Raw genomic sequence first — 11,862 nt, forward strand, 5'->3', positions numbered from 1 at the left:
CGTGAACCGGTCCTAGCGGGGTGAACGCAGTTCCCGCCTGAGGATCTTCCCACTTGCGGTCTTGGGAAGTTCCGTCAGGATCTCGACTTCGCGCGGATACTTGTACGCGGCAAGCCGTTCCTTGCAGTACGCACCCAATTCACCGGGTTCGACCGAGGCTCCGGGCCGCAGGCTTACGTAGGCGCGGACCGTCTCGCCGCGGTAGGCGTCGGGGACACCGACGACGGCGGCCTCGCGCACGGCGGGGTGGGTGTAGAGGACGTCTTCGACCTCGCGCGGCCAGACCTTGAAGCCGGAGGCGTTGATCATGTCCTTCTTGCGGTCGACGACGTAGAGCCAGCCCGCACGGTCCATGAAGCCGATGTCGCCGGTGCGCAGCTCGCCGTCCGGGAAGGCGGCGGTGGTCGCCTCGGGCAGCCGCCAGTAGCCGGTGACGACCTGGGGGCCGCGCACCGCGATCTCGCCCTGCTCGCCGAACGGGACCTCGGCCCCGTTCTCGTCGATGATCCGCACGACCGTGTCCGGGCCGGGCACGCCGACCGAGAGGGTGCCGGAGACCGGGTCGACGGGCGCCTCGCGCTCGGGCGGCACCGAGGCGCAGGGGGCGGTGCACTCGGTGAGGCCGTAGCCGTTGCGGATGTACGGGCCGAAGCCCGACCGGAACTTCTCGACGAGCGCGGGCGGCAGGGGTGCGCCGCCGGAGGAGATCACCTGGAAGGAGGAGAAGTGCTCGGGCGTGACACCCGGGGTCGCGGCGAGCGCCATGAAGGCGGTCGACGGGCCGACGGTGTAGGCGGGCCGGTGCTCGGTGAAGGCGTCGAGGACGACGCCGGGGTGGAAGCGGTACGCCAGGACCAGGGTGCCCGCGTTGGTGAGGCAGGCGGCCAGCTGGCAGACCATGCCGGTGATGTGGAAGAGCGGGGCGAGGGCGAAGTAGGCGGAGCCTTCGGCGATCGGGTGGCCGGTGCGCTGGCGCTCGGCGTTGACCATGATGTTGCCGTGGGAGTTCATGGCGCCCTTGGGGGTGCCGCTGGTCCCGGAGGTGTAGCTGATCAGCGCCACGTCGGTGGCGGCGAGCTCCCGGCCGGCGGGGGCCGCGAGGCCCTGCCTGGCGACGGCCACCAGGTCGTCGGCGTCGTAGGCGGCCGGCAGCCGCTCGAAGTTCAGTACCCGCTCGTCGCTCGAAGTCTGGAGGTCCAGCTCGCACGCGGTGACGGCGATCCGGACGGACAGGGCGCCGGCTGCGGTGTCCCGCAGATACGCCTCCCAGGCCCGGTCCGAACAGATCAGTGCCGTGACCTCGGCATCCTTCAGTACGTGACCGACCTCGGCGGACTTGTACATCGGGTTGAGCGGGACGACCGTCGCCCCGGCCTTCCAGGCACCGAGCAGCGCGAGCACGAACTGCGGGGAGTTCTGCAGCATGATCGCGACCCGGTCGCCGCGCTCCAGGCCCCGGGCGGCGAGGTGCCCGGCCACGGAGTCGGAGAGCTCGTCGGCCTCGCGGTAGGTGAGGCGTCCGTCGAAGTAGGCGAGCGCCGGATGGCCGGGCGCCCGGGCGACGGAGTCGCGGAAGGCGTGCACCAGTGTCTCGGCGGGGTGGACGGGGGCCCGCTGGGCCTCGCTGAGCAGCGGGAGCCAGGGCTTCGCCGCGTAGATCGACTCGCTCATGCGCCGGTCTCCTCCCACTTGCGCTGGAGGCGGTTCATGCCGCGGAGCCAGCGATCGGTGTCCTCTGCCCTGGCGCCGTAGTAGTCGGCGACCTCGGGGTGCGGCAGCACGAGGAAACGGTCCTTGTCCATGGCGTCGAAGAGGGCGTCGGCGACGTCCTCGGGCTCGATCGCGCCGGGGGCGAGGACGAGCTTCCCGGCCGATCCGGCGCCGGTGAGCATGTCCGTACGCACGCCCTGCGGGCAGATCGCGTGGACCTTGATGCCGCGGTGGCCGTAGGTGAGCGAGAGCCACTCGGCGAAGGCGACCGCGCCGTGCTTGGTGACGCTGTAAGGCGCCGCGCCGATCATCGTCAGCAGTCCGGCGGCCGAGGCCGTGGAGACGAACCTGCCGCTGCCGCGCTCCAGCCAGTGGGGGACCAGCACCTTGGCGGCGCGGACATGGGCCATCACGTTGACGTCCCAGGCGGCGGCCCAGACCTCCTCGTCGGCGAGGACGTCACCGGGCGAGGCGAGGCCGGCGTTGGCGCAGTAGACGTCCACGGTGCCGTCCAGCGCGTCCCGTGCGGCCTCGACGATCTGCGAGGCGTCGCCGGCGACCGCGGTGCCGCCGATCTCCTCGGCGAGCGCCTTGATCCGGTCCTCGTCGAGGTCGTTGACCACGACCCGTGCGCCCTCGGCGGCGAATCTGCGGGCCAGGGCGGCTCCGATGCCGCCTCCGGCTCCCGTGACCACTACGCCCGCGCCCTGCACCGTACTCATCGGTCCCGCCTCTCTCAGCCGACTGCACCGGCAGACTAACCGGTCGGTATGTCGTCGGGGAAGGGGTGCGGGCGAGTCATCCGCCCCTGGAACCACAGCCGCCCCGTCCGGCTCGTTCCCTGCGGCCGTCACGCGCGCTAGCGTGCGTGACCATGACAGACGTCGCGATCATGGAGGTAGCTGAATGAGCCTGTCCAGACGTGGATTGCTGGCCGCCGGCGGTGCGGTGGGAGCGCTCGCGGCGACTGCCGCGTCCGCCGGACCCGCGGCTGCCCGCCCCGCTCATGGCAAGGGGCACGACGGTGGACACGGCCGGGTCCGCACCGGCTTCGACCGGCTCGCGGCGGACGGCTACGCCCTGCTGAAGGGGCAGCGTGTCGGTGTGGTCACCAACCCCACCGGGATCACGTCCGATGTGCGCCACATCGTCGATGTGATGCACCCGGACGACCGGGTGGACCTGACCGCGGTCTTCGGCCCCGAGCACGGTTTCCGCGGCACCGCGCAGGCGGGCGGCTCGGAGGGCCGGTACGACGACCCGGCGACCGGGCTGCCGGTCTACGACACCTATCTGAAGAGCGGGCAGGCGCTCGCCGACGTCTTCACCGCGTCCGGCGTGGACACCATCGTCTTCGACATCCAGGACGCGGGAGCCCGCTTCTACACGTACATCTGGACGCTGTACGACTGCCTGGAGGCGGCCGCCCTCGCGGGGAAGAAGTTCGTGGTGCTGGACCGGCCGAACCCGGTGACGGGACGGGCGGCGCTCGGCCCCGTGCTCGATCCCGCGTTCGGCACCTTCGTGGGGCGGCGGGAGATCTCACAGGCGCACGGCATGACGGTCACCGAACTGGCGCTGCTGTTCAACGGGGAGTTCCTCGCGGACCGTCCGGCCGACCTGGAGATCGTGAAGATGTCGGGGTGGTCGCGCTCGGACTTCTTCGACGGGACCGGGCTGCCGTGGGTGCCGCCGAGCCCCAACATGCCGACGCCCGAGACCGCGCTGGTCTACTCGGGCACCTGTCTCTTCGAAGGCACCAACCTCTCCGAGGGACGCGGCACGACCCGGCCGTTCGAACTGCTGGGGGCCGAGGGCGTCGACCACACATGGGCGGCGGCGGCGAACGCGCTGGACCTGCCCGGAGTGGCTTTCCGCGAGGCGTACTTCGCGCCGACGTTCTCCAAGTTCCAGGGCAAGACCGTGGGCGGGGTGCAGGTGCACGTCCAGGACCGCGAGGTCTTCGACCCGGTGCGCACCGGCATCGCGCTGCTCGTCACGGCGAAGCAGTCCTGGAGCGGGTTCGCCTGGCGGCCCGACAACTGGATCGACAAGCTCACCGGCAACACCCGGGTCCGCACGATGATCGACGCGGGCGCGGACACGGACGAGGTGGTGGGTGCGTGGGCGGATGACCTTGCCGCGTTCCGGGCGGTCCGGAAGCGGTACTTGCAGTACCGGTGAGCCTGGCGGGCGGGCCCGCTGAGTGCGGGCCCGCCCGGCGAACCGGTTCCGTCCTCAATCGCCGGACGGGCTGGAATTGCCCGCCGGAGGGGCTGGAACCGGGCGCGGCATTCAGCGGTGTGCCGGGAACTCCACCACCTGCTGGTACGTCGGGCGGTTCTGCCAGTGGATCGCCTTCTGCGCGATCCCGCCCAGCGCCCGGTGGATGATCGAGTCCGTGCACCACTGGTCGCCGGCCTTGCAGTTGTCGTCAGCCGGGTAGACCTCGGCCGCCGGCACCGCCGCCGCCTGCTTCAGCGTGGACAGCAGCGCCGCCCGGCAGCTGCTCAGATCGCCGTTGCCGCAGTAGGGCCTGGCCAGCGGTCCCTTGACCGGCTGCCCCAGCACCTGACGCAGATCCTTGTCGGCGAAGCCCCACCAGCCGTACTGGAACGCCGAACCGCTGTGGGCGCCGCTCGGCCCGTGGCTGGCCGCCGGGGACTCGTCCGTGGCGAGGTTCGCGGTGAGCGCTCCGTAGAGGTCGTCACCGAGCCCCGGCTTGAACTCCGCCTCGATCAGCTTCGGCCACCAGGCGTCCATGACGCGTACGGCATCGGCGTAGGTGTACGTGTGCGAGCCCGGGCTGCTCTCCTTGCGCTGGGCTCCCGCCGCCCGCCAGGAGTCCAGCCGCTGGACCACCGCGTCGAGGTCCGGGTCGGTGACCGGCTGGGAGCGGATCACCTTGAGCAGTTCGGGGAGCAGCTGCTCGCCGCGCAGATCGGTGAGCGCGGCGTCCGCCATCGCCCGGGTGAGGGAGGCGCGGGTCACGCCGCCCTCCTCGACCAGCTTCGCCACCCGGTCGTCGAGCAGGTCGGCGCGGTGCACGGCGCTGAGCCCGAAGCCCGCGGAGGCGTACCCCTCGGCCTGCTTGTTGTTCCAGGAGACGTAGTAGTCCTGGCCGCTGGAGTGCGGGTGCTCGGCGAAGGGGGTGTAGGCGGCGGTGTTGGCCGCCGGGTCGTAGCCCTGCCACTCGTACGCCTTCCCGGCCCGGACGGGCAGCGCCGGGTCGACGCCCGCCGCCCGCACCGGGTTCATGCCGCTGTTGTAGTAGGCGGCGGTGCGGGAGTCCGCGTAGAACCAGTTGAAGGCGTAGTCGATGTTGCTCGCCGCCTGCTGGAAGGAGGCGGCGTCGGTGACGTACGAGGGGTCGTTGAGCATCTGGAAGCCGATGATCGAGTCGGCCTCGTGCCGGTAGGTGGTGCGCAGCGTGGTGTACGCGACGGGCTTGCCGCCCACGGTGGCGCGGTGGGTGACGATGCCGTAGCCGGTGCGCCACACCTGCATCCGGTAGGAGCCCTTCGCCGTGGAGTCGGCGACGGTCGGCTTCCAGGAGTTGGTGCGCTCCAGCTTCTCCATGGCGGTGCAGGCGCCGCGGTAGAGGTAGTGGGTGGAGTCCTTGGTGGGCGTGGAGCCGTCGGGTTCGCACAGGTCGACGGCGTACGTGTCGGTGATGTCCTGGCCCGCCGAGGTGGCGCTCCAGGCGTAGTCCTGGCCGCGGCCCATCTGGATGTACATGCCGACACCGGCGAAGGAGACGCCGCGGGCGCTGATGCCGGGTCCCTGGAGTTCCTGGAGCATCATCAGCTGCGGGGCGAAGTAGCCGGTCTGCGGGCCGAACACGGCGACCGGGTTGCCGCTCGCCGTGTGCTTGCCCGAGACCAGCAGGGCGTTGGACATGCCGCGCTTCTGGGCGCCGGAGCCGGAACCGGGGAGCGATCCCTCGGGGATGACCCCGTCGTCGTAGATGCCCTGGGCCTTCTCGAGGGCGGCCGGGGTCTTGACGGGCGCCTTGACGCCGGTGCCCGCGGAGCCGGTGCGGTCGTGGATGAGCGGCTCGGTGGTGACGGAGCCGGGGTCCGGGAGCGCCGTGCCCACTGCCTTGCCGGGTTTGTTCGCGTACGGGAAAGCGGTGCCGTCGTGCACGGTCAGCACGGCCTCGGGGTCGTTGCGCTGCCGGAACGACTCCCAGACCTTCGTGCCCTCCTGGACGCCGTACTTCTGCTGGGCCGACAGCAGGGAGAGCGCCGCCTGCACCTCACCGCCGCCACCGCCGCCGAACTGGCCGCCGACGACCGAGGCGATCGAGATCAGGTCGGTGAGCTTGAACGGCTGGATCTCGCCGATGTTGGTGATCGCGTCGATCTTGCCGGTGAGAACGTACTCGCCCGGGAAGTAGCGGCCCTTCTTCGACTTCTCCCGGTAGGAGTTGATGCCGTCCACATAGGCCTGGGCGTCCGCCATGGCCTGTTCGCCGCGGGCGCCCTCACGGGTCCTGATGGAGTCGACCTGGGCCTCCAGGTCGGCCTCGGTGTACGGGGCCTGCGGCCAGAACTGCTGCTCCAGGCCCTGGTTGGCCAGCGCGCCGCCGGCGAAGGAGGTCAGCTCGCCGCGCCCGATGTGGCGGAAGAGGTCCATGAGCCAGAGCCGGTCCTGCCCGGCCGCGAAGCCGGCGCCGAACTCGGTCCCGTAGCGGGTGGTGCCCTTGATGTGCGGGACGCCCGAGACCTTGTCGCGGGTGATGGTGACGTCCGCGCGGGGCGAGGTGACGGACTCGACCTGGTCCTTCGCGACGCCGAACGAGGCGTCGTTGAAGAAGTCGTTCAGCTTCTGGTCGGTGAGGCCCGTGTGCCCGGCCACCAGACCGTCGTAGCGGTCGAGCTGGTCGTCGCTGTGCGCGGGATGGGTGCCGAAGGCCTTGTTGCCGAGGATCTCGACCAGGGTGGCGTTGCCGTTCTCGCCGGGCGGCAGGATGTCGTCGCACTGCCCCTGGCAGTAGTCGACGACCGGGGCGGGATCCGGCTCGGCGGCGCCGGCGTGGGGTGCGGAGGCCAGCAGGGACGCGCCGAGGGCGAGAACGGCCGCGACGGTGGCGGCTCTTGTCCTGCCGGTGCGTACGGACATGCGGGTGCGTGGGGGCATGCGTGCTCCTCGGAGAGACCGTTCGCCGGAGGTTACCGACGGTATGACCCGCCGGTAAGGTGAACATCGGTCACCTTTTCCGAATCACCACATCCCGGCGCATGACGAGCCGTCATCTCATTCCGTGGACGGAACGGCCTTTGGATGGAGCCGATCCGGGCAGGCGTACGTCCACTCGATGACGCCGAAGTACGGGCAACGGAGTACGAGCGACGGAGGTGGCGGCGCCATGGCCGGTTTCCGGAGTCTGGCGAGACAGGTCCGCGATCCGCGGAGCGATCTGGCACTGCGGCGGTACTCGCTGCGCAAATGCCTGGAACGCTTCGCACCGTACGGGCACCGGGCGACCTGGGACCATCTGTGCGCCCGGCACGGGATGGGCCCCGAGGACCGGGCGCCCGACCCGGCGCGGCTGATGCGCGCGCTGGAAGAGCTGGAGACCGCGCGGGCGGTCTGGCTCGGTTACGAGGCGGGGTTCGCCGAGCGCCGCAAGCGGGAGAAGCACGAGGGACTGCGCCGGCCGGCCGCCTTCGACGACTGGCACCGGCGCACCTGGGGCGGCAACGGGGTCGCACGGTGCGAGGACCCGGCGGTCCACCCGGCGGCACCGCTCGCCGAGGTCCTGGCCCGGCTGATCTCGGCCCTGGAGTCGGAGCCCGGCGCCGGCTGCCCGGTGTGCGCACAGGCGCGCATCACGTGGCGGCAGGACCTGGACAGCGAGCCGTGGTCCGGCCCGGTCTGCACCGGCTGCGGCATCGTGGTGCCGCAGCCCGTACTCACCCCGGACGCGCTGGCGAGGGCCAGGCGGACCCGGCTGGGCGACCTGGCGAGGATCGCCTGAGGAACGGAGCAGCCCGTCCGGCGCCCGCGGCCGCCGGACGGGGCCGCACCCGGCCGCTCACGCCTTGCCCGCGGCCCTGCCCTCCGGCATCAGGCGCGAGCCGCTGATCCGCTCACCGGAGATGTCGTCCGGGTTGGAGAGCACACAGGTCTCCAACGACAGGCAGCCGCAGCCGATGCAGTCCGTGAGGTGGTCGCGCAGCCTGGCCAGCTGCCGGATCCGCTCGTCCAGCTCGGAGCGCCAGGCCTCGGAGAGCCGGGCCCAGTCGTCCCGGTTCGGGGTGCGCTCCTCCGGGAGCTCGGCCAGGGCTTCCCGGATGGTGGCGAGCGGGATGCCGACCCGCTGCGCCGCCCGGACGAAGGCCACCCGGCGCAGCGCGTCCCTGGTGTAGCGGCGCTGGTTGCCGCTGGTGCGGCTGCTGGTGATCAGGCCCTTGGCCTCGTAGAAGTGCAGGGCCGAAACCGCGGCGCCGCTGCGCGCGGAGAGCTGGCCGACCGTGAGTTCATGGAGTGTCTGTGGGATCTGGGGCACTCATCGAACCCTACGTGGCCCGTTCCCGCCCGGTCCGTCGTTGACAGGAACGCACCCGCCAACCATGCTGAGCAAGCGCTTAGACAGGCACCCGATGGATGGTCGAGAGCGGGAAGGCAGGGACATGGCAGAGCCGAGGATCTTCACGTCCGCGCAGGAGCTGCGTGACGGCGTGGGCGAGCAGCTGGGACACAGTGACTGGCTGGAGGTCGACCAGAAGAGGATCGACCTCTTCGCCGACGCCACCGGCGACCACCAGTGGATCCACGTGGACCCGGAGCGGGCCGCGGCCGGGCCGTTCGGGACGACGATCGCGCACGGCTACCTCACGCTCTCGCTGCTGCCGGCGCTCGTACCGCAGGTCATGCGGGTCGAGAACACGAAGATGGGCATCAACTACGGGACCAACAAGGTCCGCTTCCCCTCCACCGTGCCCGTGGGTTCCCGGCTGCGGGCGACGGCCGTCCTGAAGAGCGTCGAGGAGGCGGGTGGCGGCGTGCAGGTCACCGCCGTCGTCACGGTCGAGCGCGAGGGCGGCGAGAAGCCCGCGTGCGTCGCCGAGTCGGTGTCGCGCTTCTACTTCTGAGCCGTACGAGGGCGTCGGCCCCGGCCCCCGCGGGGGCCGGGGCCGACGCCCTCGTGGCGGTCCGGGCGCCGTCAGCGCCCGGCCGCGACCATCCGCAGTACGAGCCCGGCGTACAGCTCGCCCACCTCGTCCGGCGTACGGCTGCCCTGCGCGTTGAACCACCGCGCGACGTCGATGCAGAGCGAGAGCACGGCGAGTGCGGTGCCGGGAACGTCGGACACGTCGAACTCCCCCGCCGCCACGCCCTCACCGATGATCCGGCGCACCGCCGCGTCGCTCCTGCGGCGCAGCTCGACGATCTCGGTGCGGTGCTCCTCGGCGAGCGCGTCGAGCTCGTACTGGACCACACGTGCGGTGGTGTGCCGCTCGGCGTGCCAGCGGACGAAGGCCCGCACTGCGCCGTCCAGCCGCTCGGTGGCCGAGCCCTCGCCGTCGGCCGCCGACTCCAGCAGGGTCAGGGCACGGTCGTGCCCGATCCTGCTGATCCGGTGGAGCAGCTCTTCCTTCGTCTTGAAGTGGATGTAGAGCGCCGCGGGGCTCATCCCGGCACGGCCCGCGATGTCCCGTGTGGTGGTCGCGTGGTAGCCGCGCTCGGCGAAGGCGTCGACGGCCGCCACGAGAAGCCGTCGGGCGGCCTCGGGCGTCACTTCGGACCACGGCGTGTTCTCGCCGTCGGTCTCCTCCGCCGTGCTCATCGTCGGTCGCCCCTCTCAGTCAGCAGGACGAACACCATACCCCGATCCTGAGCAAGCGCTTAGAGGTAAGGGTGTGGGGAGATCATCAGAGCTTCCGGAAGGGGTCGTGCTCGGCGAGGATCTTCTCCAGCCGGGCCTGGTCGACCCGGCTGATGATCTGCCCCGCCTCCTGCCGGTCCCGGATGACCTTCGCCAGCGTGAAGGCGGAGGTGACGAGGTAGAGGACGCCGATGGCGAGGAAGGCGCGCACCCACACGTCGGCGTCGAGGAAGTAGATTCCGAGCGTCACCGCCCCCATCGCGATCCCGAAGGACGCGACGGCCTGGCCGAAGTAGGCGGCGGTGTTCTGCTGCTTGACCGTGGTCGTCTCACTCATGCCGCCCAGCATCGGACGGCATGGCGTGCGCCACATCCGCCGCCGTACTCACGCGGTACTCAGACTCCCGCCCGGTCACGCGGGGATCAGAAGGCGGACACCCCCGTCAGGGCGCGGCCGATGATCAGCTTCTGGATCTGACTGGTGCCCTCGTAGAGCGTCATCACCCGGGCGTCGCGCAGCAGTTTGCCGACGGGGTACTCGTCGATGTAGCCGTAGCCGCCGAAGACCTGGACGGCGTTGTTCGCGGCGCGGACGGCGGCCTCGGAGGCGAAGAGCTTCGCCTGGGACGCGGCGGTCGCGAAGTTCTCGCCGCGGTCGATCAGGTCGGCCACCCGCCAGGTCAGCAGACGGGCGGCGTCGACGTCCACGGAGATGTCGCTGATGAGCTCCTGGACGAGCTGGTAGCTCGCGATGGACTTGCCGAACTGCTCGCGCTCCCCCGCGTACCCCACGGCCGCGTCCAGGGCCGCCTGCGCGATGCCGACACAGCCCGCCGCGACCGACATCCGCCCCTTGGCCAGCGCCGACATGGCTATGGAGAAGCCCTTGCCCTCCGGGCCCATGAGGGCGCCGGCGGGTACGCGGACGTCCTCCAGGACCAGTTCGGCGGTCGCCTGGCCGCGCAGACCGAGCTTGCCGTGGATGGTGCGCCGGGTAAGGCCGGGGGTGTCCGCGGGCACCAGGAAGGCGGACACGCCCTTGTGCCCGGGGGTGTCGTTGGTGCGGGCGAAGAGCAGCACCACATCGGCCCAGGTGCCGTTGGTGATGAACATCTTGCTGCCGTTGATGACGTAGTCACCGCCGTCCCGGACGGCCCTCGTCGTCAGGTTCCCGGCGTCCGATCCCGTGCCCGGTTCCGTGAGGCCGAAGCAGCCGACGGCGTCGCCGGAGGTCAGCCCGGGCAGCCACTGCCGCTTCTGCTCCTCGTCGCCCCACGCGGCGACGGTCTTGGCGACCAGGCCGAGCGAGACCGAGACGATGCCGCGGACCGAGGAGTCCCCGCGGCCGAGCTCCTCGGTGACCAGGCAGTACGTCAGATGGTCGCCGCCCGAACCGCCGTACTCCTCGGGGACCGTCAGTCCGAGGAAGCCGAGTGAGCCCAGCTTCTTCACGATCGACTTGTCGACGTTCTCGGCCCGGTCCCACTCGACGACGTGCGGGGCGATGTCCCGGGCCACGAAGTCCTTGGCGAGCTGCCGGACGGCTTCCTGCTCCTCGCTGAGCTCCAGGTTCATCCTTCGACCCTCACTTTAATTAGCACTGCTAGTTTTAGGGATGCAGGGCCTACTATGTGCCGCATGGCCCGCCCGCGCAAGCCCCTTCTCAGCAGAGACCGCATCGTCGAGACGGCGAGCGCCCTCGTGGACGCCGAGGGGCTCGACGCCGTCTCGACCCGCCGCCTCGCGGCCGAGCTCGGGGTCAGCGGGCCGTCGCTCTACAACCACTTCCGCAACAAGGACGAGATCCTGGACGCGGTCGCCGACTCCGTCTCCGCGCAGGTCGATCTGTCGATGTTCGACGAGTCCGACACCCGCGACTGGCGGGCCGCACTGCACGACTGGGCCGTCTCCTACCGTGCGGCGCTCAGCGCGCACCCGCACATCGTTCCGGTGCTCGCCCAGGGCCCCGGCCGCCGCCCGGCCGGCCTGCGGGTCGCCGACGCGGTGTTCGGCGCCATGGTCCGCGCCGGCTGGCCGCCGGCCCAGGCCACGTACATCGGCGCCCTCATGCGCTACTTCATCACCGGCTCGGCCCTCGGCTCGTTCGCCCGGGGCTTCGTGGACGACGAGACGGCGTACGACCCGGCCGACTACCCGCACCTGGGCCAGGCCCACCTGCTCGCGGAGCGCCGCCAGCAGGTCGACGAGGGGGCTTTCGAGACAGGACTGCGGGCGCTGATCGACGGGCTCGCCCTGCAGTACGCCCCGCCCGCGGGGCAGGTGCGGTAGAGAGCTGCGCCGGGCCCGCGACTATTCGG

At 71.2% G+C, this 11,862-nt stretch carries 11 protein-coding genes; 4 read left to right on the forward strand and 7 right to left on the reverse strand.

Translation table 11 applies throughout. The features are described 5' to 3' along the window. Positions 1-12: 12 nt before the first annotated feature. Complete coding sequence (locus JGS39_RS01310) at positions 13-1,671, reverse strand: class I adenylate-forming enzyme family protein (RefSeq protein ID WP_219566689.1); 1,659 nt, start codon at positions 1,669-1,671, stop codon at positions 13-15. Then, positions 1,668-2,432 carry an SDR family oxidoreductase gene (locus JGS39_RS01315; RefSeq protein ID WP_219566690.1) on the reverse strand — a complete coding sequence of 255 codons (765 nt, stop codon included), beginning with the start codon at positions 2,430-2,432 and terminating at the stop codon, positions 1,668-1,670. The genes JGS39_RS01310 and JGS39_RS01315 overlap by 4 nt, the downstream gene beginning before the upstream one ends. Positions 2,433-2,616: 184 nt before the next feature. On the opposite strand from JGS39_RS01315, the gene JGS39_RS01320 reads away from it, so the two are divergent. Beyond that, on the forward strand, positions 2,617-3,894 hold the full coding sequence (locus JGS39_RS01320) for an exo-beta-N-acetylmuramidase NamZ family protein (protein ID WP_219566691.1): 1,278 nt from the start codon (positions 2,617-2,619) through the stop codon (positions 3,892-3,894). A gap of 111 nt (positions 3,895-4,005) precedes the next feature. Here the strand turns inward: JGS39_RS01320 and JGS39_RS01325 are convergent, their stop codons facing one another. After that, a complete protein-coding gene (locus tag JGS39_RS01325) occupies positions 4,006-6,852 on the reverse strand; it encodes a penicillin acylase family protein (protein WP_219566692.1) in 2,847 nt (948 codons plus the stop codon). Between the two features lie 229 nt (positions 6,853-7,081). On the opposite strand from JGS39_RS01325, the gene JGS39_RS01330 reads away from it, so the two are divergent. Then, positions 7,082-7,693 carry a hypothetical protein gene (locus tag JGS39_RS01330; protein WP_219566693.1) on the forward strand — a complete coding sequence of 204 codons (612 nt, stop codon included), beginning with the start codon at positions 7,082-7,084 and terminating at the stop codon, positions 7,691-7,693. 57 nt (positions 7,694-7,750) lie between these two features. Here JGS39_RS01330 and soxR read toward each other — a convergent pair whose 3' ends face one another. Beyond that, a complete protein-coding gene (gene soxR, locus JGS39_RS01335) occupies positions 7,751-8,224 on the reverse strand; it encodes a redox-sensitive transcriptional activator SoxR (RefSeq protein WP_219566694.1) in 474 nt (157 codons plus the stop codon). A gap of 124 nt (positions 8,225-8,348) precedes the next feature. On the opposite strand from soxR, the gene JGS39_RS01340 reads away from it, so the two are divergent. Then, the gene (locus tag JGS39_RS01340; protein ID WP_148016099.1) at positions 8,349-8,810 is read left to right on the forward strand and encodes a MaoC family dehydratase; all 462 of its coding nucleotides are present in this window, start codon (positions 8,349-8,351) and stop codon (positions 8,808-8,810) included. A gap of 71 nt (positions 8,811-8,881) precedes the next feature. Here JGS39_RS01340 and JGS39_RS01345 read toward each other — a convergent pair whose 3' ends face one another. The 3 genes from JGS39_RS01345 to JGS39_RS01355 all read right to left on the reverse strand — a co-directional run bounded on the left by JGS39_RS01345 (position 8,882) and on the right by JGS39_RS01355 (position 11,119). Continuing rightward, the gene (locus JGS39_RS01345) at positions 8,882-9,505 is read right to left on the reverse strand and encodes a TetR/AcrR family transcriptional regulator (protein ID WP_219566695.1); all 624 of its coding nucleotides are present in this window, start codon (positions 9,503-9,505) and stop codon (positions 8,882-8,884) included. Positions 9,506-9,590: 85 nt separating this feature from the next. Then, positions 9,591-9,881, reverse strand: coding sequence for a YiaA/YiaB family inner membrane protein (locus tag JGS39_RS01350; protein WP_219566696.1), 291 nt, complete (start codon positions 9,879-9,881; stop codon positions 9,591-9,593). Positions 9,882-9,967: 86 nt separating this feature from the next. Then, positions 9,968-11,119 (reverse strand): acyl-CoA dehydrogenase family protein, encoded by a 1,152-nt coding sequence (locus JGS39_RS01355; protein WP_219566697.1) that lies wholly within the window; start codon positions 11,117-11,119, stop codon positions 9,968-9,970. 63 nt (positions 11,120-11,182) lie between these two features. Between JGS39_RS01355 and JGS39_RS01360 the strand changes: the two genes are divergently transcribed. Further along, complete coding sequence (locus JGS39_RS01360; RefSeq protein ID WP_219566698.1) at positions 11,183-11,833, forward strand: TetR/AcrR family transcriptional regulator; 651 nt, start codon at positions 11,183-11,185, stop codon at positions 11,831-11,833. The last annotated feature ends 29 nt before the right edge of the window (positions 11,834-11,862 follow it).

Source organism: Streptomyces poriferorum (assembly GCF_019399235.1).
Taxonomy (GTDB): domain Bacteria; phylum Actinomycetota; class Actinomycetes; order Streptomycetales; family Streptomycetaceae; genus Streptomyces; species Streptomyces poriferorum.

Bases quoted from the DNA above. Each gene is read 5' to 3' on its own strand.
- JGS39_RS01325 (WP_219566692.1), bottom strand. From the start codon at position 6,852: ATGCCCCCACGCACCCGCATGTCCGTACGCACCGGCAGGACAAGAGCC.
- JGS39_RS01330 (WP_219566693.1), top strand. From the start codon at position 7,082: ATGGCCGGTTTCCGGAGTCTGGCGAGACAGGTCCGCGATCCGCGGAGC.
- JGS39_RS01320 (WP_219566691.1), top strand. From the start codon at position 2,617: ATGAGCCTGTCCAGACGTGGATTGCTGGCCGCCGGCGGTGCGGTGGGA.
- JGS39_RS01315 (WP_219566690.1), bottom strand. From the start codon at position 2,432: ATGAGTACGGTGCAGGGCGCGGGCGTAGTGGTCACGGGAGCCGGAGGC.
- JGS39_RS01340 (WP_148016099.1), top strand. From the start codon at position 8,349: ATGGCAGAGCCGAGGATCTTCACGTCCGCGCAGGAGCTGCGTGACGGC.
- JGS39_RS01355 (WP_219566697.1), bottom strand. From the start codon at position 11,119: ATGAACCTGGAGCTCAGCGAGGAGCAGGAAGCCGTCCGGCAGCTCGCC.
- JGS39_RS01350 (WP_219566696.1), bottom strand. From the start codon at position 9,881: ATGAGTGAGACGACCACGGTCAAGCAGCAGAACACCGCCGCCTACTTC.
- JGS39_RS01345 (WP_219566695.1), bottom strand. From the start codon at position 9,505: ATGAGCACGGCGGAGGAGACCGACGGCGAGAACACGCCGTGGTCCGAA.
- JGS39_RS01360 (WP_219566698.1), top strand. From the start codon at position 11,183: ATGGCCCGCCCGCGCAAGCCCCTTCTCAGCAGAGACCGCATCGTCGAG.
- JGS39_RS01310 (WP_219566689.1), bottom strand. From the start codon at position 1,671: ATGAGCGAGTCGATCTACGCGGCGAAGCCCTGGCTCCCGCTGCTCAGC.